Genomic DNA, 23,574 nt, shown 5'->3' with positions numbered 1-23,574 from the left:
GTCCCGGCATTGTTCCACAAAGCCTGCGAGCGCAGCAACGCGCCCGCCACGCTTATCTGCGGCGAGGTGAGGACTCGGTATTGCGCGGGCCTTTCCCGAGGCGGGTTCGGCGATCGGGATGGCCGCTGCGGCGAGCATGGCTCCGGTATACCCGGTTTGCGTGAACGCCAGGTGACGCGGCTGCGAGCAGCCGCGATGGCTAGACCGGCTTGGCGCCCATCAAGCCGGCGATGGAGAGGAAACACACGCCGCTGAACAGCGCCAGCGCGAGGGTGAACTTCAGCCCCACCGTCTCGGCCTTGCGCAGCCGGTTCAGGCGCACCGCCAGCCACCAAACGGCCAGCGCGCCGAAGGTATAGAGGATGCTGGAGGCCAGCACCCAGGTCTGCCCCAGCGGCCAGCCGATCAGGTGCACCAGCCACCAGCCGGTGAACGGCATGCTCACCAGGCACAGCCCCATCAGCAGCCAGACGAACACCAGCGGTCGGCGCAACAGCTTGGCGTAGGCTTCGGTGTCACCCTTGCGCCGGGCGCGAACGGTCCAGATCGCCAGACCCAGGGCGCCCAGCAGCAACAGGGCGGTGGCGAGGATGTGCAGGGTCTTGAGGGTGGTCAGGTGTTCCATGTCTTTATCGTCCTTCAATAGGGCATTTCGCACGGCCCTTCGCGGGTAAACCCGCTCCCACAACGCGCTACCCGCGAAGAGCCCTATGCCCAGCTTAGTCAGTCAGCCGAGGAACAGCTGGTAAGCCGGGTTCTCGGTCTCGTCCCAGTATGGATAGCCGATCTTGGCCAGCGCCGCCGGCACCAGGTGACGTTCGTCCTCCGGCACCTGCAGGCCGGCGACCACGCGGCCATCGGCGGCGCCATGGTTGCGGTAGTGGAACATCGAGATGTTCCAGCGCCCGCCCAGCTTGTTGAGGAAGTTGAACAGCGCGCCCGGCCGCTCCGGGAACTCGAAGCGCAGCACCATTTCGTCGCTGGCCCCGGCCGAATGGCCGCCGACCATGTGGCGGATGTGCAGCTTGGCCAGTTCGTTGTCGGTCAGGTCGGTGACCGGAAAGCCTTGCTCGCTCAGTTGCCGCACCAGCGCCGCGCGCGGGTCGGTTTCCGGATGGGTCTGCACGCCGACGAAGATGTGCGCCTCGTCGGAGGTGTGCTTGCGGTAGTTGAACTCGGTGATCTGGCGCTTGCCGATGGCCTCGCAGAAGGCCTTGAAGCTGCCCGGGCGCTCGGGGATGGTCACGGCGATGATCGCCTCGCGCTTCTCGCCAAGCTCGGCGCGCTCGGCCACGTGGCGCAGGCGGTCGAAGTTGACGTTGGCGCCCGAGTCGATGGCCACCAGCGTCTGCCCGGTGAAGCCCTTGAGCTCGACGTACTTCTTGATCCCCGCCACGCCAAGGGCGCCGGCAGGTTCGGTGATCGAGCGGGTATCGTCGTAGATATCCTTGATTGCCGCGCAGATTTCGTCGGTGCTGACCGTGATCACCTCGTCCACATGGTGACGGCAGATATCAAAGGTGTGCTGGCCGATCTGCGCCACTGCCACGCCGTCGGCGAACAGCCCGACCTGCGGCAGCACCACGCGCTCGCCCGCGGCCATGGCGGCCTGCAGGCAGTTGGAGTCGTCCGGTTCGACACCGATCACCTTGATGTCCGGGCGCAGGTACTTCACGTAGGCGGCGATGCCGGCGATCAGGCCGCCGCCGCCGACCGGCACGAAGATCGCGTCCAGCTGGCCCGGGTGCTGACGAAGGATCTCCATGGCCACCGTGCCCTGGCCGGCGATGGTGTGCGGGTCGTCATAGGGGTGGATGTAGACGAAGCCCTTTTCTTCCACCAGCTTCAGCGAGTAGGCCAGCGCCTCGGGGAAGGAGTCGCCGTGCAGCACGACCTTGCCACCGCGCGAGCGCACGCCCTCGATCTTGATCTCCGGGGTGGTCTTGGGCATGACGATGGTGGCTTTGATGCCCAGCTCCCGGGCTGCCAGGGCCACGCCCTGGGCATGGTTGCCGGCCGAGGCGGTGACCACGCCGCGGGCCAGTTCCTCGCGGCTCAACTGCGCCAGCTTGTTGTAGGCCCCTCGGATCTTGAACGAGAACACCGGCTGCAGGTCCTCGCGCTTGAGCAGCACTGTGTTGCCCAGGCGCTTGCTCAGCTGTCCGGCGCTGTGCAGCGGGGTTTCGACGGCAACGTCGTAGACGCGCGAGGTGAGGATCTTCTTGACGTACTGTTCGAGCATCGGAAAGCATCACTGGGCCGCGGGACAAGGGCAGGGAGTCTACCGCAGCGCTACGTCGGGCGACCACAGCAACGCCTCGGGAGTCGTTATACTAGGCCCTTTCCGCCTTGCCCTCCCGGAGCCCGCATGACCCAGGACCAACTCAAACAGGCTGTCGCCCAGGCTGCCGTCGATCTCATCCTGCCGAAACTGGACGAGAAAAGCGTCGTCGGCGTCGGCACCGGCTCGACCGCCAACTTCTTCATCGACGCCCTGGCCCAGCACAAGACCGCCTTCGACGGCGCCGTCGCCAGCTCCGAGGCCACCGCCCAGCGCCTGAAGGGGCATGGCATCCCGGTCTACGAGCTGAACAGCGTCAGCGAGCTGGAGTTCTACGTGGATGGCGCCGACGAGAGCGACGCCCACCTCAACCTGATCAAGGGTGGCGGCGCGGCCCTGACCCGCGAGAAGATCGTCGCCGCCGTGGCCAAGACCTTCATCTGCATCGCCGACGCCAGCAAGCTGGTGCCGGTGCTGGGCGCCTTCCCGCTGCCGGTCGAGGTGATCCCCATGGCCCGCAGCCATGTGGCGCGGCAACTGGTGAAACTGGGCGGTGACCCGGTGTATCGCGAAGGCGTGGTCACCGACAACGGCAACGTCATCCTGGACGTGCACAACCTGCAGATCACCAACCCGGTGGAGCTGGAAAGCCAGATCAACGCCATCGTCGGCGTGGTCACCAATGGGCTGTTCGCGGCGCGTCCGGCGGATGTGCTGCTGCTGGGTACCGCTGAAGGCGTGAAGACCCTCAAGGCCGAGTAAGCCTGGTCGCGCTAACCTCAAGCCTTGCGCGATCCCTGTAGGAGCGGCCTTGCCGAGGCGTCGGACCGGTCGGAAAGGGCTGCGTAGCAGCCCCAGATTTCAGCGTTGAACAAAGATTGCCGGGGCCGCCTTGCGGCCCTTTCCGACCGGTCCGACGCCTCGGCAAGGCCGCTCCTACAGGGGCTGGCGTAAATCCGCTTGCCCCGCGATAGCGCCAGCCCAGGCAATCAATCAGCCGGCTGCTTGAACACATAGAACAGGTTCGGCTCGCTGACCAGGTAGATGGTCCCGGCATCGTCCATCGCGATGCCCTCCGCCTGCGGCACCGTCTGCTTCAAGCCCTGGAACCCTTTGCGCAGCGACAGGGTGCTCAGCGGCCGCCCTTTCACGTCCAGCTCCAGCACCAGCCGCGACTCATCCGACAACGCCAGCAGATGCCCGCTGCGCTCGTCGAACTGCAGGCTGGACAGGTCGCGCACGAACAACCGTCGATCACGCTTGCGGTCCTGCACCACATGCACGGCATAGGGCTTGTCCGGGTTGTCGTGGGGGAAGCCATGCACCTCGTAGATCATCATCGGATCCCGCTCCTTGGCCACGAACAGGCGCTTGCCTGCCGAATCGTAGGCCAGGCCCTCGAACCCCTTGTTGCCATTGAGGCCGATCCCCAGTGAAAGCTGCTCGGCATCGCTGGCGTCGAGGAACAGGGTGTCATCGTCCAGGCGCACGCGGATCAGCCGCTGCTGGCGCTCGTCGGTGATCACATAGCTGTTGGGGCCCACGTATTCCACTGCCTCGGGGTCGCCGAAGCCGGTCAGTGGCACGCGGCGCAGGATGCGCCCGTCCAGCGACAGCTCGATCAGCTCCGACCTGGCGTTGGTGACGGTGAACAGGGTCTTGCGGTCGGGATCGTAGGTCAGCGCCGAGAGGTCATCGTCCAGCCCGTCGATCGGTCGGGCTTCGATCGTGACCTGATAGCGGTCGAGGCCGATGCTCTGTTCGGCCGGTTGCCACCAGGTCTTGAGATTGAACCAGCCCCGCTCGAACAGGCGGAATTCATGCCCCGCCAGGCCCAGAACGAGCAAGGGAACGAGCACGATGAAGGCAAGCAGCAGGCGGAAGTGGCGGCGCATGGAGGCAGACTCGGCTAAAGGAGCACGCATCTAACCACTATCAACTGAAGCAAAGCTTAATGCCATCATCAGAAATGGCCGAACGTGCTGTCAGTTCTTCCTGAAGCGATAGAACAGATTGGGTTCGCTGACGATGTACAGGTTGCCCTGGTCGTCCATGGCCACGCCCTCTGCCCGTGGAATGGTGTCGCCCAGGTCGTTGAAGCCTCCCAGCAGGGTCATGAAGCTGACCTGTTCGCCTTTCTCGTCCAGCTCCAGCAGCATGTTGGAGTCCGCCGACAAAGCCAGCAAATGGCCGGTGCGCGGATCGACACCCAGCGCCGAGAGGTTGCGCAGGTCCAGATCATCGTTGGGCAGCAGCTCCTTGTCGCCGGTGAGCGGGCCGCGCCCGTCGGTACGCCAGGTGTACAGCTTCGGTGGGCGCTCCGCACCGATGATCAGGCGCTGGTTTGCCGGGTCCCAGGCGATGGCCTCGAAGCCCTTGTTGCCTTTTTCCGCGTCGCCCAGGCCATGGCTCTGGTAGTTGCCGCGATCGATCGAAGTGGTGCTGGCGTCCACCTTGACCACGGTCAGGTCATGGTGGCGTTCATCGACGATGGCGATCTGGCCATCCTCGAGCACCGCCACGCCTTCCGGGTTGGCCCAGCCTACCAGGGGGATCTTGCGCAACACGTCGCCCTCGAGGCTGAGCTCGGTCAGGAACGGGTGCTTGCCCATCACCGCGAACAGCGTGCGGGTGCGTGGGTTGAACGCCAGGTCCGAGGCTTCGTCACGTTCCATGCCCGGCAGCGGCTTGGCGTCGATATCCACCACGTAGTCCGGCAGCCAGATGCTCTCCTTGCGCTCGGCCTGGCTTTCGAAACCTTCCTGTATCCACAAAAGGCCACGGTCGTCCCAGTGCATGGCGGCCACCAGGCCATAGCCGATCACGGCCAGGGCAGCCAGCCCGAGTGGCCAGCGGACGGACAGGCGCCGCTTGGGTGCAGGCGGAAGGGACGCACTGGAAGGGTTGGCCATCAAGGAAGGTTCCTGAAAATACGCAGAAGAATCGTCGCCGGGAACGGCGAGCAGACAGGGATGGATGATTATCCGGATCGTTTGTGAAAAATCGGTAAAGACCTGCGACGACGGCCTTGCGCCGTCGTCGCCAGGGGTCAGAGCACCCGGCCTTCGAACCGGCTCGCGCCCGGAAGTTCCAGCACCAGCTCATCGCCGACATTGAACGGCCCCACGCCCGCCGGGGTGCCGGTGAGAATCACATCGCCGGCCTGCAGGGAGAACTGCGCCGCCATGTGCTGGATCATCGGCACGATCGGATTGAGCATCAGCGCGCTGTTGCCGTCCTGGCGCACTTCGCCGTTGATGGTCAGGCGAATGCCGATGTCGGCCAGGTCCTCGAAGGTGCCGGCCGAGACGAACGGCGGCAGCACGCAGGCGCCGTCGAAGCACTTGGCCAGCTCCCACGGCAGCCCCTTCTCCTTGAGCTTCGCCTGCACATCGCGCAGGGTCAGGTCCAGCGCCGGGGCGAAGCCGGAGATGGCGTCGAGCACCTCTTCCTCCGAAGGGTTGGTCGACAGCGGCTTGCCCAGCAGCACGGCGATTTCCGCCTCGTAATGCACCGAGCCACGGTCGGTCGGGATCTTGAAGCCGCCTTCCAGGGGCACCACGCAACTGCCGGGCTTGATGAACAGCAGCGGCTCGCTGGGAATGGGGTTGTCCAGTTCCTTGGCATGCTCTGCGTAGTTGCGGCCGATGCACACCACCTTGCCCAGCGGGAAGTGAATGCGCGTGCCGTCTACGTACTGGTGCTGGTAACTCATGGCCGACTCCTGTGCATACTGCTTTTTATTCGGGAGCGAAGATCTTACCCGGATTCATGATGCCGTTCGGGTCGAACACCGCCTTGATCGCCTTCATGCAGGCGATTTCATCTGGCGAGCGGCTGTAGCCCAGGTAGTCGCGCTTGGTCATGCCCACGCCGTGCTCGGCGGAGATCGAGCCGTTGTAGCGTTCGACGATCTCGAATACCCACTTGTTGACCTTGGCGCAGGAGGCGAAGAAGTCGTCCTTGCTCATGTGGTCGGGCTTGAGAATGTTCAGGTGCAGGTTGCCATCGCCGATATGGCCGTACCAGACCACTTCGTAGTCCGGATAGTGTTCGCCGACGATGGCGTCGATGTCACGCAGGAACGCCGGCACCTTCGACACGGTGACCGAGATGTCGTTCTTGTACGGCGTCCAGTGGGAGATGGTCTCGGACAGGTACTCGCGCAGCTTCCACAGGTTCTTCAGCTGGGTGTCGCTCTGGCTCATCACGCCATCGAGCACCCAGCCCTGCTCGACGCAGTGTTCGAAGGTGGCCAGCGCCTCGTTGGCCACCTCCTCGGTGCTGGCTTCGAACTCCAGCAGGGCGTAGAACGGGCAGGCGGTTTCGAACGGCGGGGGCACGTCGCCACGGGCCATGATCTTGGCCAGGCCCTTGTCGGAGAAGAATTCGAAGGCGGTCAGGTCGAGCTTGCCCTGGAAGGCGTGCAGCACCGGCATGATCGCGTCGAAGTCGGGCGTGCCCAGCACCATCGCCGTGAGGTTGCGTGGCGCCCGGTCCAGGCGCATGGTCGCCTCGACGACAAAGCCCAGCGTGCCTTCGGCGCCGATGAACAGCTGGCGCAGGTCGTAGCCGGTGGCGTTCTTGATCAGGTCCCTGTTCAGCTCGAGCAGTTCGCCCTTGCCGGTGACCACCTTCAGCCCGGCGACCCAGTTGCGGGTCATGCCGTAGCGAATCACCTTGATTCCGCCGGCATTGGTGCCGATATTGCCGCCGATCTGGCTGGAGCCGCTGGAGGCGAAGTCCACCGGGTAATACAGGCCCTGGTCCTCGGCGAACTGCTGCAGCTGGCGGGTGATCACCCCCGGCTGGCAGACCACGGTACGGTCGAACTCGTTGAAAGCGAGAATCTGGTTCATGTAGTCGAAGGCCACCACCACTTCACCGTTGGCGGCCACCGCGGCGCCCGAAAGCCCGGTGCGTCCGCCGGATGGCACCAGGGCGATCCGGTGGCGGTTGGCCCAGCGCACGATGGCCTGGACCTGCTCGATGGACTTGGGGAAGACAATGGCGCTGGGCGCGGGCGGGTAGTGCTTGGTCCAGTCCTTGCCATAGGCCTCGAGCGAGGCGGGGTCGGTGAGGACCTTGCCAGGGTCGACCAGGGTCATCAGCTCATCAATTTCCGCAGACTGGGTCATCGCTGGAACTCTCGACTTATTCATAGTCACCCTGAGCACGCTTCACCTGTCGGGATAAGCTCAGATCAGGTCGCGTATGCTAGCATAGCCCTCCCGTCGTTCGTGCTAAGGCCGACGCCGCGCCGCTTCACCCCCCTCGCCATTTTTCTCCGGGATACAGGTTTACGCAGATGAGCAAGACTTCTCTCGACAAGAGCAAGATCAGGTTCCTTCTTCTGGAAGGCGTCCACCAGAACGCGGTGGATACCCTGAAGGCTGCCGGGTACACCAATATCGAGTACCTTACCGGTTCGCTGCCAGACGCCGAACTGAAGGAAAAGATCGCCGATGCCCACTTCATCGGCATCCGCTCGCGCACCCAGCTGACCGAAGAGGTCTTCGACTGTGCGAAGAAACTGGTCGCGGTAGGCTGCTTCTGCATCGGTACCAACCAGGTCGACCTGGGCGCGGCCCGTGAGCGCGGCATCGCGGTATTCAACGCTCCCTACTCCAACACCCGCTCGGTGGCCGAGCTGGTGCTGGCCGAAGCCATCCTGCTGCTGCGCGGAATCCCTGAGAAGAACGCTTCCTGCCACCGTGGCGGCTGGATCAAGAGCGCGGCCAACTCCTTCGAGATCCGTGGCAAGAAGCTGGGCATCGTCGGCTACGGCTCGATCGGCACCCAGTTGTCGGTGCTGGCCGAGAGCCTGGGCATGCAGGTCTATTTCTACGACCCGCTGACCAAGCTGCCGCTGGGTAACGCCACCCAGGTCACCAGCCTGCACGACCTGCTGGGCCTGGCCGATATCGTCTCGCTGCACGTGCCCGAGCTGCCGTCCACCCAGTGGATGATCGGCGAGAAGGAAATCCGCGCGATGAAGAAGGGCGCGATCCTGATCAACGCCGCCCGTGGCACCGTGGTCGAGTTGGACCACCTGGCCGCCGCGATCAAGGACAAGCACCTGATCGGCGCCGCCATCGACGTGTTCCCGGTCGAGCCGCGCTCCAACGACGAAGAGTTCGAAAGCCCGCTGCGTGGCCTGGACAACGTGATCCTGACCCCGCACATCGGTGGTTCCACCGCCGAAGCCCAGGCCAACATCGGCCTGGAAGTGGCCGAGAAGCTGGTCAAGTACAGCGACAACGGTACCTCCGTATCGTCGGTCAACTTCCCGGAAGTGGCCCTGCCGGCTCACCCAGGCAAGCACCGCCTGCTGCACATCCACGAAAACATCCCGGGCGTGCTCAGCGAGATCAACAAGGTGTTCGCCGAGAACGGCATCAACATCTCCGGTCAGTTCCTGCAGACCGACGAGAAAGTCGGTTACGTGGTGATCGACGTGGACGCCGAGTACTCCGACCTGGCCCAGGAGAAACTGCAGCACGTGAAGGGCACCATCCGCTCGCGCGTACTGTTCTGAGTTTCACCGAGGCATGAAAAAGGGAGGCCCTGGTGGCCTCCCTTTTTCATGGGGATGCGAAAAGCATCCGGTGCCAGGCCCCGCGTCACTTGACGTTGACGGTGATCTTCTGCGACTCGACGCTCGGCTTGAACGGCACGTGGTACATGTCGCCCAGCACCAGTTGCAGGGTGTGCTTGCCCGGGGTCAGGGTGATGGTCGCCTCGGTCTGCGCCTTGCCGAAGTGCAGCACTTGCGGGCCGGCCGGCAGCGGCGCGTTGTTCTCCGGCATCAGGCTGGTCGGCAGCGGCATGTCGGCGACCGGCGCCTTGTCCACATCCACCAGCAGGTGGTGATGGCCGGTGTGCGGGGTCTGGTCGCCCGCGGGTTTCAGGCCCATGCCTTCGATACCGAACTTGACGGTGAAGGTCTTGTCGACCGTGGCCCCGTCGGCGGGGGAAACGATGAAGACCTTGGCGCCTTCCGGTGGCTGCTGGCTCTTCAGGGCATCCGCGGCGCTGGCCACGACCGACGCCCCCATCAGCAGGCCGGCGACGGCAGCACGCGAAAATAGGCTTTTCATTCACTTCTCCTGTGATTCACTTCAATTGACCGCTCTCGCAAAAACGAAGCGCAACGGTAGTTCACCATAGTCCAACCAGACCGCTAGAGGTTCAAAAACCGGGACAGAAATATTTCAGGGCCGACTCAAACATTGGCTCGGCCTTGAGGTCATAGGCTGCGTTCGACCGCGGCAGACGAGAAAGCCACGGCGAATGCAATTCATCTGCCGAACAAGAAAGGGGCACTCATGCGTTTGACCATTGGCATTCTGCTGGCGGTACTGTTCAGCCCGCTGGCCCAGGCCGAGCTGATCGACGAAATCAACGACCGTGGCGAACTGCGCATTGCCGTGCTCGGCGACGCGCCCCCCTATGCGTTCAAGGAAAACGAACACCTGACCGGCTTCGAGATCGAACTGGGCCAGGCCTTGGCCAAGGAGCTGGACGTGCGCGTCGAATTCGTCGAGACCACCGCCGAGGAGGTGTTGCCCGGGGTGGAAAGCGGCAAGTACGACATTGCCTTCGACAAGCCCGCCCCCGAGCGCAAGCTGGCGCCAACGCTGACCAGCAGCCAATCGTTCGGCGCGCAGGACCTGGTGATTCCCTTCCAGAAAGGCAACCCGGCGTTCGAGTACGCGGTGAACAATGCCCTGCAACGCATCAAGAACGACGGGCGGCTGAACGAGCTCGAGCAGAAGTGGTTCACGGCCGCGCACGAGACCAGCACCGAAGAGTAATCATGCTGCCTGTGCCGGCCTCTTCGCGGGTGAACCCGCGAAGAGGCCAGCATTACTCCAGCAGATCTACCGCCCGATCCCAGCCAGCGCCCGCTGTGCCTCTTCGAGTTCCAGCTCGCTGAACACCAGTACGCCTTCGCGCCGCAGCAAGGCCGCAGTCACACCTTCGCCGGTTACTTTCACACCAGTGAAGCTGCCATCGTAGACCAGGCGGTTGCCGCACGACGGGCTGCCGGACTTGAGCACCGCCACGCGGATGCCATGCCGGCGTACCAGTTCCAGCGCCAACCGCGCACCGGCCAGAAACGCGCCGCTGACATCCTCGCCCGTCACTGTCACCACCCGCGCCTGCCCATCCAGCACCGCGCGACCCTGTCCGCCCGGGATCTCCGCTGGCGGACGCGGGGTCGGCAGGCCGCCGGCCACCTCCGGGCACAGCGGCACCACCCGACCCTCGGCCTGCCAGCCCTGCAATACGTCGGGATGACCACTGGCGCGTCCGTCGTAGCGCACCGGCTGCCCTAGCAGACAGGCGCTGACCAGGACTTTCGGCAGGTCAGAACGGATCGTTGCCACGACGGCGGAACCAGCCAGTCAACGACAGGCGCTCGCGCCCGGCAGGAAGCACTTCGTGAGGCACGTCGCCGGACAGGAACACCACCAGGCTGCCGGCCACAGGCGGGACATCGTGCTCGACACCGTCTTCGAGGAACATGCGCAACTGCCCGCCATCCTCCGGCTGCCAGCCTTCGTTCAGGTAGAACACCGCCGACACCATGCGCCGGTCATCGTCACGGAAGCGGTCAAGATGGCGTTTGTAGAAAGCCCCCGGCGGATACAGGGCGAAGTGGCATTCGAAGTCCTCGAGCCCCAGGAACAACCCCTGATTGATCGCTTGGCGCAGGCTGTCCATGGCGGCCAGGTAGCGATCGCAGGCCTCGGACTCGCCGGGGTCCAGCCACTGGATCTGGTCGCCGCGAATGGCCTCGCGCACTTCCTGCGTGGCGCCGCGGCCGACGCCGGCGGGATTGAGCTCGCCTTCGGCGTAACGACGTCGGCATTCGAGCGCGAGCTCGCGTGCCAACGTGTCGGGCAGGAAGAGGTTCTGCTGCGACCAGCCACGGGTGGCCAGGTCATCGACGATCGCCGACAGCAGTGGGTGTTCGGAAGGAATGTGCATGGCGCATCATAGCCATTCGGCAGGTCGCCGCACAGCGCCACTTGGTCAGGAAGCGCCCCTGGCGACTCGACAAAGCCCCGCCCCGCCAAGGACAATGGCGGCCTGCCGACAGGAGTCCTGAATGCGCCGTCTGTTTTCCCTGCTTCTGCTGATGATCTGCACCATGCCTGTCTGGGCAGACACCCTCGATCAGCTGTACAAGGCCGCTGGCTGGCCCGACCAGCGCGCCCATTTCAACGATGCCGTGAGCGCCGCCCAGCAGCGCTACCGCAACAGCCTGCCGCCGGCCGTCTACCAGGCGCTGGTGAACAACAGCAACCAGCGCTTCCAGGCCCAGGCCATGGACCGCCGCGCCCAGGCGCAACTGCGCGCCAACCTGGCCAACCCCTCGCCGGCCCTGGCCTTCTTCCAGTCGCCGCTGGGGCGCAAGGTGGTGGCCGCCGAGCTGCTGGCCACGCGCAAGGACCAGTTGGCCAAGAACGCCAAGGGCCTGCCGAAGATCCAGGCCAGCGACGATCGGCTGCTGATCATCGGCCACCTGGCCAAGGCGCTGCCCGCCCGCGAAGCCGGCGCCGAGGTCAGCCTGGCGATCGCCGGGGTGGCCGCCGACAGCCTCAGCTCGATGTTGCCCGGTCTGTTCGGTGGCGGTCAGGCGCAGAACCTGCTCGACGGCCAGCGCCAGCGTCTGATGAACCAGGTGGGAGAAGACCTGAACAACACCCTGTTGTACGTCTATCGCGACCTGTCGGATGCCGAGCTGGAGCAATTCGCCACCTTCGCCGAATCGACGGATGGCCAGGCCTACTACAAGGCCGCGGTGACCGCGGTGCGCGCCGCGCTCGCCGTCGGCCAGAACGCCGCCGACCTGAACTGATCAGCCCAGGCGCTGGCCGATGAACGCGAAGTAGCGCTGGCGGATATCGGGCAGTTCGTTGGCCAGGTGGTGCCGCGCCTCGGGCAGCATGAGGATCTGTGGCTCGGCGAACTTGGCCTTGAGCACCTTGAGGTTGTAGGGCCAATCCACCGTGCCGTCCGCCTCGCCCTGCACGATCAGTGGCCGGCGCGTGCTGCGCGGCGCGGTCTCGATACGCCTGACCCATTTCATCAGCGCACCGACCCAGGCAGTCGGCAGGCGCCGTGGCTGCAACGGATCGGCCTCGAGGAAGGGCAGGAAGGTCGGATCGTTGGTGTTCTCGCTGAAGCGCCGCTCGATACCGTTGACGAAGTGGCGCAGCACGCAGTAGCTGAGTTTCGACCAATGCCAGGCGCGCGGGCGCACCAGCGGCGCCAGCAGGATCACCTCGCCGTCGGCCGGGCTGCGTTCGCCCTGGTGCAGCAGGTGATCGACCACGATCGCACCGCCGGTGCTCTGCCCGCAGAGATGCCAAGGGCGTGGCAGGTCGAGCAGGCGGCCTTGCTCGAACAGCGCGTCGAGCACCCGCTGGTAGGTGGCGAAATCGTCGATGCTGGCGCGCTCGCCGCTGGACAGGCCATGACCCGGCAGGTCGCAGGCGATCACGGCGTAGCCCTGGCCCAAGGCCCATTCGATCACATGCCGGTACAGGCCCATGTGGTCGTAATAGCCGTGCAGCAGAAACAGCGTTGCCTGCGCTTTCTCCGGCAGCCAGGCCTGGCCGGCGAGGTCGAAGCCCGCGACCTGGAAGCCCCCCAGCCAACTGTGCGCGGGCAGCGCCAGGCCGTAGAAGCGTTGGTAGGCCTGGCCCTGGGCGGACAGCGGCGGGCGAGCGGCGAGCGGCGACAAGCTGCTGCGCAACAGGTCGGGGTTGAAGCTGACGGGCATCGGTACATCCGCACTGGAGCAAGTATTGATCTGCGATATTCAGCTCTGGGCCGTGCCATGGCAAGCTGCACCCTCATACAACGGGCCACTCGGTTCCTGTGGGAGCGGGTTCACCCGCGAATGCTATGGTGCCGCCGCTGCCGCATTCGCGGGTGAACCCCCTCCCACAGGAGGCCCGTGTCGCTCATAGGCTCTGCGGATCACCCATGCCAACCCGACACACCAAGTCATTCTTCGGCGCTCTCGCCGCTCTGCTCTGCGTCGCCGCCCTGTGGTGGGCCTACGACAGCTTCCAGGCCCGCTACCTGCGTCCGTTCGACAACCAGGCCACCTTCTTCGATGGCAGCCAGTTGCGCCTGCCGCCCGAACTGGCCGGCCCAGGTCCGATTCGCGTGGTGCATTTCTGGGACCCGGCCTGCCCGTGCAACGTCGGCAACCAACAGCACCTGGGTGAGCTGGTGGCGCATTTCGCACCGTTGGGCGTGCGCTTCCATGTGCTGCAAAAGCCCGGCAGCCATGGTCGGCTACCCGTCACCCTCGATGCGCTGGAGCCCCTGGCCAGCCTGCCCGGCAGCGAACACCTGCCAGCCACGCCCGCCGTGGCGATCTGGGACCGCGACGGCAGGCTGGCCTACTTCGGCCCCTACAGCGAAGGCGCGGTGTGCAACTCGAGCAACAGCTTCATCGAGCCGATCCTCAAGGCGCTGAACGAAGGACGTCAGGTGCAGGCGTCCAACACCCTGGCAGTGGGTTGCTACTGCCCCTGGGGCGGCTGAAGCTGCTGTTTTTCACAGAGGTGCATGGAAACGCCATGCGCAAGGCTATGCTCAGTTCGCGAATCCGCCGATGATCGGCGCACATCTTCTCCCTCGAGCACACAAGGAGTCTCGATGAAGCGCAGCCTGACCCTGCTGGCGGTGGTGATCGCCGTGGCCGCCGCTGGCGGCGGTTACTGGTATGTCGCGGGCAAGCAGCCCCAGCGCGAGGGCGAGGTGGCGGTCGCCGGGTTGCAGGCGCCGGTCAGCGTGCGCTACGACAATCGCGGCGTGCCGCACCTGCAGGCGCAGAACCAGCAGGACCTGTACCGCGCGCTGGGCTATGTGCATGCCCAGGACCGGCTGTTCCAGATGGAGATCATGCGCCGTCTGGCCCGTGGCGAACTGGCCGAGGTGCTCGGGGAAAAGCTGCTGCCCACCGACACCCTGTTCCGCAGCCTGCGCATTGGCGATCAGGCGGCGCTGATGGCGCGGCGCCAAGACCCGCAATCTCCCGCGTGGCAGGCGCTGCAGGCATACCTGGACGGGGTCAACCAGTGGCAGGCCAGCCATCCGAAACCGATGGAGTTCGACCTGCTCGGCATTCCCCCCCGGACCTTCACCGCCGAGGACACCCTGAGCATCGCCGGCTACCTCGCCTACAGCTTTGCCGCGGCCTTTCGCACCGAGCCCGCGCTGACCTACATCCGCGACCAGCTCGGCCCCGAGTACCTGCAGATCTTCGACCTCGACTGGCACCCGGACGGCGCCTTGGCCACGCCCCTGGCCGCCGCCGACTGGCGCAGCCTGGAGCAACTGGCGCGCCTGAGCCAGGACGCCCTGGGCGACGCCGGCATCCCGCAGTTCGAAGGCAGCAACGCCTGGGTCGTGTCTGGCAGCCGCACCCGCAGCGGTCGCCCGTTGCTGGCCGGCGACCCGCACATCGCCTTCGCCGTGCCGGCGGTCTGGTACGAGGCCGAGCTGTCGGCGCCGGGCTTCAACTTGTATGGCTACTTCCAGGCGCTGAACCCGTTCGCGCTGCTTGGCCATAACCAGGATTTCGGCTGGAGCCTGACCATGTTCCAGAATGACGACGTCGACCTGATCGCCGAAAAGACCGATCCGGACGACCCCGAGCGGGTGATGGTCGATGGCCGCTGGCAGCCGCTGGAGCAGACCGAGCAGAAGATCGCGGTGAAAGGCGCGGAGCCCGTCACCATCACCCTGCGCCGCTCGCCCCATGGCCCGATCGTCAATACCGTGCTGGGCGATACCGCAGGTGCCGCGCCTATCGCCATGTGGTGGGCGTTCCTGGAAACCGAGAACCCGATTCTCGAGGGTTTCTACCAGATCAATCGCGCCGACACCCTCGGCAAGATGCGTGAGGCGGCGGCCAAGGTCCAGGCGCCGGGGTTGAACCTGGTCTGGGCCAACGCTCGCGGCGATATCGGCTGGTGGGCGGCGGCGCGGTTGCCGGTGCGTCCGGACGGGGTCAACCCGGCGTTCATCCTCGACGGCAGCAGCGGCCAGGCCGCCAAGCCCGGGTTTTACCCGTTCAGCGCCAATCCCCAGCAGGAGAACCCGGCCAGCGGCTACATCGTTTCGGCCAACTACCAGCCCCCGGCAACGATCCCGGTGCCCGGCTACTACAACCTGGCCGACCGGGGGCGACAGCTCGAGCGCCGGCTGGACGCCCCGGACATCAAGTGGGATACCCAGAACAGCCAGGCCCTGCAGCTGGACACCAGCACCGATTACGGCCCGCGCACCCTGGCGCCGTTGCTGGGCACCCTGCGCAGCGTCGCCCAGGGCGATGAAGAGAAAGAACTGGTCGAGCAGCTGGCCGCCTGGCGCGGCGACTACCCGCTGGACTCCACCAGCGCCACGCTGTTCAACCAGTTCCTCTACGAACTGGCCTTCGCCGCCTTGCACGACGAGTTGGGCGATACCTGGTTCCCGGTACTGCTCGGCACTCGCGCCATAGACGCCGCCCTGCCGCGCCTGGCCGCCGACCCGTCATCGCCGTGGTGGAACCTGCGCGGCGGCAACGCGCACGGCGATCGCACATCCGTCGTGCGCCAAGCCTGGCAGCGCACCCTCGGGCACCTGCGCGAGACCATGGGCAAGGATCCGGCCCGCTGGCAGTGGGGCAAGGCCCATACCCTGACCCACAACCACCCGCTGGGGGTGAAGAAGCCGTTGAACCTGTTGTTCAACGTCGGTCCCTTCGCCGCGCCCGGCAGCCATGAAGTGCCGAACAACCTGTCGGCGAAGATCGGCCCGGCGCCCTGGCCGGTCACTTATGGACCGTCGACCCGGCGCCTGATCGATTTCGCCGATGCTGGCGCCGCGCTGACCATCAACCCCGTCGGTCAGAGCGGTGTGCCTTTCGACCGGCACTATGGCGACCAGGCCGAGGACTACATTCAGGGGCGCTATCACAAGGTGCGCATGGGGGTGATCCCGGCGCAGAGCACATTGCGCCTGGTGCCGGGAGAATGAGGCAGCCGGGGCTGGCGCGTTACAGCGCGGCCAGCCCCAACGCCTGGGCGCATGCCTGCAACGACCGGCGCTCGCTCTGGGCATACAGCGCCAGCTCATCCTGCACGTCCAGCCCGAGCGCCTGCTCGAATGCCTGGCGGTTGGCATTGCTGCCGTAATCGGCCTGCCCTTCGTCCCCCAGGTTGGACTGGAAGATCCCCGCCGCGCTCACCGGCAGGAAGTCTTCGTACACCAGAGCCTCGAAATGCACATGCCCGGCGTCGATCAATCCTTGCAGGGTGTCCGGGCGATTTTTCTCCCCGCGTGCCGTCAGCCCCTTGTCGGTGGCGAAGTAGCGGAAGTACGCCAGACCCTGTTCGCGCATTTGCGCCAGGTCGTCCGGAAACTCGGCGAAGTGCTCGGCGAGCAGCGCCGCATAGCGTTCGCCATTGGCCTCGGTCGGCGCGCCGCCCAAGGCCGCGCGGGTGGCATCCAGCAGTCGGTCGTAGAGCTGGCGCCCCTTGGGCGTCAGCGCCGCGCCGCGCTGTTCGATCTCGCCGAAGCGCGCCGTGTGGCTGCCCTGCGCATCGCTGAAGGCGACCTTTTCCTGCAGGGCCTTGAAGCTGGTCTGGCGCAACAGAATCGGATGACGCCGGGTGGGTGGGCCTTCGACCACGGCTTTTGGGGGAATACCCTTGGCCGGCATGCCGAGTTGGATCGCGTCGATGTCCAGGGTGCGTGGGGTCAGGTGGTTGATATGCGGGCCCTTGAACGCCACCACATCGGCGATCAGCCGGTGCTGGTCGTGCAGTTGCCGGTATTGTTCGGCGGTGACGGTGGCGTCCTGGTGCCAGCGGAAGGTATGCAGTGCTTCCTGGACGAAGGTCTCGGCGTCGCTCGCGTTCAGGCCGCCGTCGCGTTCGCATTGGGCGATCAGCTCGAGCACGCGGGGGGTGAAGATCTGCCGTTTCGCCAGGATATCCTGGGCCAGTTCGCGCAAGTGCGGGTTGTCGATCAGCTCCAGGCGCAGCAGCGAGGTGAACACGCGGAACGGGCTGATGTGCAGCGACTGTTCGTGCACGGCACGGAACGCGGTGGAGTGCACCGGCACGCCGGCCGAGCTCAGGTCGTAGTAGCCCACCGGCGCCATGCCCATCACCGCGAACAGGCGGGCGATGGTGGCCAGTTCCTCGGCGGTGCCCACGCGGATGGCGCCGTGACGTTCCTGGTCGAGGCGTTCGATCTCGCCGGTCCAGCGCAAGGCCTCGGTCATCTTGGGCTGTGCGGCCATGACCTGCTGGTTGATCTCGCTCACCAGCTCGAGCAGGGTGCCGTACAACGGGACCTCCTGCTTGTACATGAGCGACATGGCGGCAGAGAACTGCGCACGGATGCTGTCGGGGCTGACGAAATCATGGGCGGGCATCGCAAGCTTCCTGGGTGAGTGAAGGACACTTACATGAAAACTGGGAATGGAGCTGCCGAACAAGCGAAAAAAAGTGCGGCTTTCATTCCTTTTTTGATCGACCTTGACGACCCTATCGCGGGGCAAGCCCGCTCCCACGAACTGTGTGGGAGCGGGCTTGCCCCGCGATGGCGTCAGTGGTCGCGTCGCTGGATCTGCTCGGCAACCCACTCCACCAACGCCCGCACCTTCGGCACTTCCGCCGCATGCTCGGCATACGCCAGGTAATGCGCGCCATTGCTCTGCATCGCATGGTCCCAGGCCAGCACCAAGCTGCCCTCGGCCAGCTCCCGGGCCACCAGGTACCTGGGCACCAGCGCCACCCCGCACCCCGCCTGCGCCGCGCTCAAGGCCATGTAGAAGGTGTCGAAGCGCGGCCCGTGGTAGCTGTTGTCGGTGTGCAGCCCTTGCTCCAGGAACCACTCGTGCCAGGCTTCTGGTCGCGAGGTGCTCTGCAGCAATACCAGCTCCGCCACCGCGCCCGCGTCAGGCAGCGTGCGGCCTTGCAACAGCTCCGGCGCGCACACCGGCACCACCTCTTCGCCGAACAGCTCGACGCAGGTCGCCCCGGGCCAGGTGCCCTGGCCATAGAAGAACACCACGTCGGCCGACCCCTGCAGCAGGGAGAACGGCTCCATTTCGTTGCGGATATCCAGGTGGATGTTCGGGTGGCGCTTGCCGAAGCCCTTGAGGTGCGGAATCAGCCAGCGCACGCCGAAACTCGGTTGAGTGGCTACCTTCAATACTTCGGTCTGCGAGCCATAGCTCAGGACATAGCGGCTGGACATGTCCACCTGGGTGAGGATCTTGTTCACCTCGGCCAGGTACAGGCTGCCGGCGGGGGTCAGTTGCAGGCGTCGGCGGATGCGCAGGAACAGGTGGTGACGCAGCATCTCCTCGAGCTGCGCCACCTGCTTGCTCACCGCGCTCTGGGTCAGGTGCAGCTCCTCGGCGGCGCGGGTAAAGCTCAGGTGGCGGGCTGCGGCCTCGAAGCACTGCAGGGCGGTCATGGACGGAACCAGGCGTTTGGACATAAGCGGTCTCGGCGGCTGAAATCATTACCTGACGGAATGATATGCGGAATAAAGGTCGTTTGTTGCACCTGTGTAATCGGATTAATACTGACCCACATCATTTTTCACCCCTTCACCCGATGAAAGGAGAAGCACAATGGTTGCTGCATTGCTCGAGCGTCTTGGCGTTGCCGCCGCGGCTCACACCCAGGGCGACTACCCTGTTCACACCCCGATCGACGGCAGCCGCATCGCTTCGGTGAAACTGCTTGGCAAGGCCGATACCGTTGCCCGCATCGACCAGGCGCAAGAGGCCTTCGACGCCTGGCGCAGCGTGCCGGCCCCGCGTCGTGGCGAGCTGGTGCGCCTGTTCGGCGAAGTGCTGCGCGAGCACAAGGCCGACCTCGGCGAGTTGGTCTCCATCGAAGCCGGCAAGATCACCCAGGAAGGCCTGGGCGAAGTGCAGGAAATGATCGACATCTGCGACTTCGCCGTCGGCCTGTCGCGCCAGCTGTACGGCCTGACCATCGCCTCCGAGCGTCCGGGCCACCACATGCGTGAAACCTGGCACCCGCTGGGCGTGGTCGGGGTGATCAGCGCCTTCAACTTCCCGGTGGCGGTATGGGCGTGGAACACCGCGCTGGCGCTGGTGGCCGGTAACGCCGTGGTGTGGAAACCTTCCGAGAAGACCCCGCTGACCGCCCTGGCCTGCCAGGCACTGTTCGACAAGGCCGTGAAAGCCTTCGGCGATGCCCCGGCTGGCCTGGCGCAACTGGTGATCGGTGGCCGCGAGGCCGGCGAAGCCCTGGTCGACGACCCACGCGTGGCGCTGGTCAGCGCCACCGGCAGCACCCGCATGGGCCGTGAAGTCGGCCCGCGTGTCGCCGCGCGCTTTGGCCGCAGCATCCTCGAACTGGGTGGCAACAACGCCATGATCCTGGCCCCGAGCGCCGACCTCGACCTGGCCGTGCGCGGCATCCTGTTCTCCGCCGTCGGCACCGCCGGCCAGCGCTGCACCACCCTGCGCCGTCTTATCGTTCACCGTTCGATCAAGGACGAAGTGGTCGCCCGCGTCAAAGCCGCCTACGGCAAGGTACGCATCGGTGACCCGCGCAAGGACAACCTGGTCGGCCCGCTGATCGACAAGCAGTCGTTCGATGCCATGCAGGGCGCGCTGGCCAAGGCCCGCGACGAGGGTGGCCAGGTGTTCGGTGGCGAGCGCCAGCTGGCCGAGCAGTATCCGAACGCCTACTACGTGTCGCCGGCCATTGCCGAGATGCCGGCCCAGAGCGACGTGGTGCGCCACGAGACCTTCGCGCCGATCCTCTACGTGCTCGCCTACGACGACTTCGAAGAGGCCCTGCGCCTGAACAACGAGGTGCCGCAAGGCCTGTCGTCGTGCATCTTCACCACCGACATCCGCGAGGCCGAGCGCTTCCAGAGCGCCTCGGGCAGCGATTGCGGCATCGCCAACGTCAACATCGGCACCAGCGGCGCGGAGATCGGCGGGGCGTTCGGGGGCGAGAAGGAGACCGGGGGTGGGCGTGAGTCCGGGTCGGATGCGTGGAAGGGCTACATGCGTCGGCAGACCAATACCGTGAACTACTCGCGTGAGTTGCCGCTGGCGCAGGGTATCGTGTTCGACTGATGCAATGATGCTGCATGGCCGGGGGCCATAGCCCCTCGGTTCGCGGGTAAACCCGCTCCCACAGGAGCTCCACTGCCCTTGAGGCCTGTGTGATCCCTGTGGGAGCGGGTTTACCCGCGAATGGGCCGCATGGCGGCCCCAACAAGAACAACAGCTGGAGCCGGGCCATGTCCGAACTGCGTCAAGAATGTCTGTGGGAACACGTCACCCAGCCGACCGTCGCCGCCCAGGCCCTGGCCGGCGAGCACAAGGCCGACGTGTGCGTGATCGGCGGCGGCATCACCGGCCTGTCCGCGGCGATCCACCTGCTGGAGCAGGGCAAGTCGGTGATCCTGCTGGAAGCCTGGAAGATCGGCCACGGCGGCTCCGGGCGCAACGTCGGCCTGGTCAATGCCGGCACCTGGATCCGCCCCGACGACGTCGAAGCCACCCTCGGCCACAAGCAGGGCAGCCGCCTGAACAAGGTGCTCGGCGAGGCCCCGGGCGAAGTGTTCGCCATGATCGAGCGCCTGGGCATCGACTGCCAGGCCCGACACGAAGGCACTCTGCACATGGCGCACAACGCCACCGGCATCGCCGACCTCGAGGCCCGCCACCAGCAATGGACCCGGCGCGGCGCCGACGTCGAGCTGCTGACCGGCGCGCAATGCCAGGAATACTGCGGCACCGACAAGATTTCTGCCGCGCTGCTCGACCGCCGCGCCGGCACCATCAACCCCATGGGTTACACACAGGGCCTGGCCGCTGCCGTGACGCGGCTGGGCGGCAAGCTGTTCCAGCAGTCCTCGGTCGAGGGCCTGGAGCGTGATGGCGATGCCTGGCGGGTGCGGACCGCACGCGGCGCGGTGCGCGCCGACAAGGTGGTGATCTCCACCGGTGCGTACACCGAAGGCGACTGGAGCAACCTGCAGAAGCACTTCTTCCGTGGCTACTACTATCAGGTCGCCTCCAAGCCCCTGCACGGCGGCGCCGCCGACAAGGTCCTGCCCCATGGCCAGGGCTCGTGGGATACCCGCACCGTGCTCAGCAGCATCCGCCGCGACGACCAGGGCCGTCTGCTGCTCGGCAGCCTTGGCCGGGTCGACAACAAGCCGGTGTGGTTCGTGCGCAGTTGGGCCGACCGCATCCAGAGCCACTACTACCCGGAGCTGGGCAAGGTCGAGTGGGAAATGCACTGGACCGGCTGCATCGACTTTACCCCGGATCACCTGATGCGCCTGTTCGAACCGGCGCCGGGGCTGGTGGCGGTGACCGGCTACAACGGGCGCGGCAACACCACCGGCACGGTTATTGGCCGGGCGTTTGCCGAGTTCCTGCTCAAGGATGACCCGGACAGCCTGCCGATTCCGTTCTCGTCGATGAAGCCGGTGAGCGCGCCGTCGCTGCGCACGGCATTCTATGAATCGGGGTTCTCGCTGTATCACGCGGGGCAGTGTCTGCGGGTGGTGTTGTAGGCCCTGGCGCACCTGTAGGAGCGGCCTTGTGTCGCGAAAGGGCTGCGTAGCAGCCCCAGGGTTTCGGCGTTGAAGCAAAGATCGCCGGGGCCGCTTTGCGGCCCTTTCGCGACACAAGGCCGCTCCTACAGGGGGATGGCGGTGCTTGGCTACTTGTGCAACCAGCTCAGGAACCCACCTTTCTTCACCAGCGTCGGCTTCTGCAGCAACAGTGATTCACGCTTCATCCGCCGGAACCGCTGCAGCTTGGTCAGCGCCGACTTCACATCGCCGCTTTCGACCAGGCAACCACGTACTTGCTCCTTGTCGATGCGATAGAGCATGCAGCCGCTCAGGGCGCGGAACTCGACGGGCGAGGCTTCGTCGTCCACCAGCCCCTCGAGCCCCAGCACCTCCCCAGGGCCCATGCGCCCGCCCTCGATCATCCGCTCGCCATCGCGCACCGACGCCAGTATCACGCCCCGGCTGATCAGCAGCACATGCTCCGAACGTTCGCCGATGCCCAGGATGACCTGGTCGGCCAGGTATTCCACCGTGCTCATGCGCTGGCTGAGGGTGTCGCGCTCTTCATTGGTCAACGAACGGAACACCGTCACCTCGTCCAGCAGCTCGCGCTGGCGGCTGCGCACGGGGGCGCCAAGGTCGATGTTCCAGGTCACGCCGCTGGCCTCCAGGTGGCGGTGGGCCAGGTCGAACAGCTGATTGCGCGCCTCGGTCTTGCGCGACATGTCGGCGATGAAACCGCTGGCCTCGTACTCCACCGATTCCAGCGTCGAGGTCTTTACCGTGACCTTGGGCGCCGGCTTGTCCAGCAGCATGCTGGTGCCCTGCAGGGCCTTCTCCAGCGCGTCGAATACCCATTGCGGGCGCACCTTGGCCGGCACCACCACGCTGATCGACACCCCGTGCACCTCGGCCGGGCGGCTGAAATTGAGGATCTTGGCCTTGGCCGCCACCGAGTTGGGGATCACCGCCAGGCTGCTGTTGCCGGTGATCAGCCGGGTGGCTCGCCAGTCGATGTCCACGACCTTGCCCTCGGTGCCGTCGATGGAGATCGAGTCGCCGATCTGATAGGGCCGCGTGGTGTTCAGCACGATGCCCGAGAATACGTCGGCAAGCGTGCTCTGCAAGGCCAGGCCGATGACGATGGCCATCACCCCGGAGGTCGCCAGCAGCCCCTTGACCGGAAGCTGCATCACATAAGCCGCCGCGGCCACCACCGCCGCGAGGAAGATCAGCGCGCCGAGCACATCCTGCAGCAGGCGCCCGCCGTGGCTGCCGCGGGCTACCAGCAGCAGGCCGAACACCACCGTCACCGTGCGCGCGGCGAACAGCCACCAGCCGATCGCCAGTACCGTGGCCATCAGGTTGCGCGGGACATCGTCGGCCCAGGGCGGGGGCTGCAACGGGCTCATGCCCGCCGTCAGCAGCACCGTGCTGAACAGCAGGAAGCACAGCAGCCGCGTGGCGATGCGCCAGGCCCGGTGGTGCAGCGGGATCAGCTGCCAGAGCAGCAGGTCGAGCAGGATCAGCAAGGTGCCGAGCAACAGCGGGTATGACTGGATGAACGCCAGCATGGTGGTCTCGGTGCGGGGGAGGGCTGTGGGTAGTAATAGAGCAGGTTGGGGTGGCGGGCAATGACTGTCTGCGGGTATCGCAATCGCGGGGCAAGCCCGCTC

At 65.7% G+C, this 23,574-nt stretch carries 21 protein-coding genes; 8 read left to right on the top strand and 13 right to left on the bottom strand.

Translation table 11 applies throughout. From position 1 onward, the window contains the following. Positions 1-199 precede the first annotated feature (199 nt). Entirely contained in the window at positions 200-625 is a 426-nt protein-coding gene (locus ACYUME_RS25985; RefSeq protein ID WP_460417602.1) for a DUF2269 domain-containing protein, read from the bottom strand. A 102-nt stretch (positions 626-727) separates the two neighbouring features. After that, positions 728-2,242, bottom strand: a complete 1,515-nt coding sequence (ilvA, locus tag ACYUME_RS25980) for a threonine ammonia-lyase, biosynthetic (RefSeq protein WP_460417600.1) — start codon at positions 2,240-2,242, stop codon at positions 728-730. Positions 2,243-2,368: 126 nt separating this feature from the next. On the opposite strand from ilvA, the gene rpiA reads away from it, so the two are divergent. Next, the gene (rpiA, locus tag ACYUME_RS25975; protein ID WP_011536226.1) at positions 2,369-3,043 is read left to right on the top strand and encodes a ribose-5-phosphate isomerase RpiA; all 675 of its coding nucleotides are present in this window, start codon (positions 2,369-2,371) and stop codon (positions 3,041-3,043) included. Between the two features lie 227 nt (positions 3,044-3,270). Here rpiA and ACYUME_RS25970 read toward each other — a convergent pair whose 3' ends face one another. From ACYUME_RS25970 to ACYUME_RS25955, 4 genes are all read right to left on the bottom strand, one after another. Next, positions 3,271-4,176 carry an SdiA-regulated domain-containing protein gene (locus ACYUME_RS25970; protein WP_279889015.1) on the bottom strand — a complete coding sequence of 302 codons (906 nt, stop codon included), beginning with the start codon at positions 4,174-4,176 and terminating at the stop codon, positions 3,271-3,273. A 90-nt stretch (positions 4,177-4,266) separates the two neighbouring features. Next, the gene (locus ACYUME_RS25965; RefSeq protein ID WP_460417598.1) at positions 4,267-5,193 is read right to left on the bottom strand and encodes an SdiA-regulated domain-containing protein; all 927 of its coding nucleotides are present in this window, start codon (positions 5,191-5,193) and stop codon (positions 4,267-4,269) included. 137 nt (positions 5,194-5,330) lie between these two features. Then, the gene (locus ACYUME_RS25960) at positions 5,331-5,996 is read right to left on the bottom strand and encodes a fumarylacetoacetate hydrolase family protein (protein WP_460417596.1); all 666 of its coding nucleotides are present in this window, start codon (positions 5,994-5,996) and stop codon (positions 5,331-5,333) included. 25 nt (positions 5,997-6,021) lie between these two features. Continuing rightward, on the bottom strand, positions 6,022-7,419 hold the full coding sequence (locus tag ACYUME_RS25955; protein ID WP_460417594.1) for an FAD-binding oxidoreductase: 1,398 nt from the start codon (positions 7,417-7,419) through the stop codon (positions 6,022-6,024). A 170-nt stretch (positions 7,420-7,589) separates the two neighbouring features. On the opposite strand from ACYUME_RS25955, the gene serA reads away from it, so the two are divergent. Then, on the top strand, positions 7,590-8,819 hold the full coding sequence (gene serA / locus ACYUME_RS25950) for a phosphoglycerate dehydrogenase (protein ID WP_279888313.1): 1,230 nt from the start codon (positions 7,590-7,592) through the stop codon (positions 8,817-8,819). Positions 8,820-8,904: 85 nt separating this feature from the next. Here the strand turns inward: serA and ACYUME_RS25945 are convergent, their stop codons facing one another. After that, a complete protein-coding gene (locus ACYUME_RS25945; RefSeq protein ID WP_279888315.1) occupies positions 8,905-9,381 on the bottom strand; it encodes a DUF4399 domain-containing protein in 477 nt (158 codons plus the stop codon). Positions 9,382-9,609: 228 nt separating this feature from the next. Here ACYUME_RS25945 and ACYUME_RS25940 point away from each other — a divergent pair, with 228 nt between their 5' ends. Beyond that, positions 9,610-10,098 carry a transporter substrate-binding domain-containing protein gene (locus ACYUME_RS25940; RefSeq protein WP_460417592.1) on the top strand — a complete coding sequence of 163 codons (489 nt, stop codon included), beginning with the start codon at positions 9,610-9,612 and terminating at the stop codon, positions 10,096-10,098. 66 nt (positions 10,099-10,164) lie between these two features. Here ACYUME_RS25940 and ACYUME_RS25935 read toward each other — a convergent pair whose 3' ends face one another. Together ACYUME_RS25935 and ACYUME_RS25930 are read right to left on the bottom strand one after the other, a co-directional pair. Next, the gene (locus tag ACYUME_RS25935) at positions 10,165-10,665 is read right to left on the bottom strand and encodes a 2-thiouracil desulfurase family protein (RefSeq protein WP_460419456.1); all 501 of its coding nucleotides are present in this window, start codon (positions 10,663-10,665) and stop codon (positions 10,165-10,167) included. Further along, a complete protein-coding gene (locus ACYUME_RS25930; RefSeq protein WP_460417590.1) occupies positions 10,655-11,278 on the bottom strand; it encodes a 2OG-Fe(II) oxygenase in 624 nt (207 codons plus the stop codon). Before ACYUME_RS25930 ends, ACYUME_RS25935 begins: the two co-directional genes overlap by 11 nt. A gap of 121 nt (positions 11,279-11,399) precedes the next feature. On the opposite strand from ACYUME_RS25930, the gene ACYUME_RS25925 reads away from it, so the two are divergent. Then, positions 11,400-12,152 (top strand): DUF2059 domain-containing protein, encoded by a 753-nt coding sequence (locus ACYUME_RS25925; RefSeq protein WP_279888320.1) that lies wholly within the window; start codon positions 11,400-11,402, stop codon positions 12,150-12,152. Here the strand turns inward: ACYUME_RS25925 and bipL are convergent, their stop codons facing one another. Then, complete coding sequence (gene bipL / locus ACYUME_RS25920) at positions 12,153-13,079, bottom strand: phospholipase BipL (protein ID WP_460417588.1); 927 nt, start codon at positions 13,077-13,079, stop codon at positions 12,153-12,155. A 206-nt stretch (positions 13,080-13,285) separates the two neighbouring features. Here bipL and ACYUME_RS25915 point away from each other — a divergent pair, with 206 nt between their 5' ends. Together ACYUME_RS25915 and ACYUME_RS25910 are read left to right on the top strand one after the other, a co-directional pair. Then, positions 13,286-13,855, top strand: coding sequence for a DUF6436 domain-containing protein (locus ACYUME_RS25915; protein ID WP_460417586.1), 570 nt, complete (start codon positions 13,286-13,288; stop codon positions 13,853-13,855). A 114-nt stretch (positions 13,856-13,969) separates the two neighbouring features. After that, entirely contained in the window at positions 13,970-16,336 is a 2,367-nt protein-coding gene (locus ACYUME_RS25910; protein ID WP_460417583.1) for a penicillin acylase family protein, read from the top strand. A 19-nt stretch (positions 16,337-16,355) separates the two neighbouring features. Here the strand turns inward: ACYUME_RS25910 and hglS are convergent, their stop codons facing one another. Both hglS and ACYUME_RS25900 read right to left on the bottom strand, forming a co-directional pair. After that, positions 16,356-17,741, bottom strand: coding sequence for a 2-oxoadipate dioxygenase/decarboxylase HglS (gene hglS / locus ACYUME_RS25905; RefSeq protein WP_460417581.1), 1,386 nt, complete (start codon positions 17,739-17,741; stop codon positions 16,356-16,358). Between the two features lie 173 nt (positions 17,742-17,914). Further along, on the bottom strand, positions 17,915-18,814 hold the full coding sequence (locus ACYUME_RS25900; RefSeq protein ID WP_460417579.1) for a LysR family transcriptional regulator: 900 nt from the start codon (positions 18,812-18,814) through the stop codon (positions 17,915-17,917). Positions 18,815-18,950: 136 nt separating this feature from the next. Here ACYUME_RS25900 and amaB point away from each other — a divergent pair, with 136 nt between their 5' ends. Together amaB and amaA are read left to right on the top strand one after the other, a co-directional pair. Continuing rightward, positions 18,951-20,441 (top strand): L-piperidine-6-carboxylate dehydrogenase, encoded by a 1,491-nt coding sequence (amaB, locus tag ACYUME_RS25895; protein WP_460417578.1) that lies wholly within the window; start codon positions 18,951-18,953, stop codon positions 20,439-20,441. 167 nt (positions 20,442-20,608) lie between these two features. Next, a complete protein-coding gene (gene amaA / locus ACYUME_RS25890; protein WP_460417576.1) occupies positions 20,609-21,895 on the top strand; it encodes an L-pipecolate oxidase in 1,287 nt (428 codons plus the stop codon). Between the two features lie 149 nt (positions 21,896-22,044). Here the strand turns inward: amaA and ACYUME_RS25885 are convergent, their stop codons facing one another. Further along, positions 22,045-23,472, bottom strand: a complete 1,428-nt coding sequence (locus tag ACYUME_RS25885; RefSeq protein WP_460417574.1) for a mechanosensitive ion channel domain-containing protein — start codon at positions 23,470-23,472, stop codon at positions 22,045-22,047. Positions 23,473-23,574 lie beyond the last annotated feature (102 nt).

This window comes from Pseudomonas sp. microsymbiont 2 (assembly GCF_054788395.1).
This window is presented reverse-complemented; position numbering and strand designations above follow the sequence as displayed.

What these genes read in the sequence shown, in the direction of transcription:
- ACYUME_RS25985 (WP_460417602.1), bottom strand. Translation starts at nt 625, where the DNA reads ATGGAACACCTGACCACCCTCAAGACCCTGCACATCCTCGCCACCGCC.
- ilvA (WP_460417600.1), bottom strand. Translation starts at nt 2,242, where the DNA reads ATGCTCGAACAGTACGTCAAGAAGATCCTCACCTCGCGCGTCTACGAC.
- rpiA (WP_011536226.1), top strand. Translation starts at nt 2,369, where the DNA reads ATGACCCAGGACCAACTCAAACAGGCTGTCGCCCAGGCTGCCGTCGAT.
- ACYUME_RS25970 (WP_279889015.1), bottom strand. Translation starts at nt 4,176, where the DNA reads ATGCGCCGCCACTTCCGCCTGCTGCTTGCCTTCATCGTGCTCGTTCCC.
- ACYUME_RS25965 (WP_460417598.1), bottom strand. Translation starts at nt 5,193, where the DNA reads ATGGCCAACCCTTCCAGTGCGTCCCTTCCGCCTGCACCCAAGCGGCGC.
- ACYUME_RS25960 (WP_460417596.1), bottom strand. Translation starts at nt 5,996, where the DNA reads ATGAGTTACCAGCACCAGTACGTAGACGGCACGCGCATTCACTTCCCG.
- ACYUME_RS25955 (WP_460417594.1), bottom strand. Translation starts at nt 7,419, where the DNA reads ATGACCCAGTCTGCGGAAATTGATGAGCTGATGACCCTGGTCGACCCT.
- serA (WP_279888313.1), top strand. Translation starts at nt 7,590, where the DNA reads ATGAGCAAGACTTCTCTCGACAAGAGCAAGATCAGGTTCCTTCTTCTG.
- ACYUME_RS25945 (WP_279888315.1), bottom strand. Translation starts at nt 9,381, where the DNA reads ATGAAAAGCCTATTTTCGCGTGCTGCCGTCGCCGGCCTGCTGATGGGG.
- ACYUME_RS25940 (WP_460417592.1), top strand. Translation starts at nt 9,610, where the DNA reads ATGCGTTTGACCATTGGCATTCTGCTGGCGGTACTGTTCAGCCCGCTG.
- ACYUME_RS25930 (WP_460417590.1), bottom strand. Translation starts at nt 11,278, where the DNA reads ATGCACATTCCTTCCGAACACCCACTGCTGTCGGCGATCGTCGATGAC.
- ACYUME_RS25925 (WP_279888320.1), top strand. Translation starts at nt 11,400, where the DNA reads ATGCGCCGTCTGTTTTCCCTGCTTCTGCTGATGATCTGCACCATGCCT.
- bipL (WP_460417588.1), bottom strand. Translation starts at nt 13,079, where the DNA reads ATGCCCGTCAGCTTCAACCCCGACCTGTTGCGCAGCAGCTTGTCGCCG.
- ACYUME_RS25915 (WP_460417586.1), top strand. Translation starts at nt 13,286, where the DNA reads ATGCCAACCCGACACACCAAGTCATTCTTCGGCGCTCTCGCCGCTCTG.
- ACYUME_RS25910 (WP_460417583.1), top strand. Translation starts at nt 13,970, where the DNA reads ATGAAGCGCAGCCTGACCCTGCTGGCGGTGGTGATCGCCGTGGCCGCC.
- hglS (WP_460417581.1), bottom strand. Translation starts at nt 17,741, where the DNA reads ATGCCCGCCCATGATTTCGTCAGCCCCGACAGCATCCGTGCGCAGTTC.
- ACYUME_RS25900 (WP_460417579.1), bottom strand. Translation starts at nt 18,814, where the DNA reads ATGTCCAAACGCCTGGTTCCGTCCATGACCGCCCTGCAGTGCTTCGAG.
- amaB (WP_460417578.1), top strand. Translation starts at nt 18,951, where the DNA reads ATGGTTGCTGCATTGCTCGAGCGTCTTGGCGTTGCCGCCGCGGCTCAC.
- amaA (WP_460417576.1), top strand. Translation starts at nt 20,609, where the DNA reads ATGTCCGAACTGCGTCAAGAATGTCTGTGGGAACACGTCACCCAGCCG.
- ACYUME_RS25885 (WP_460417574.1), bottom strand. Translation starts at nt 23,472, where the DNA reads ATGCTGGCGTTCATCCAGTCATACCCGCTGTTGCTCGGCACCTTGCTG.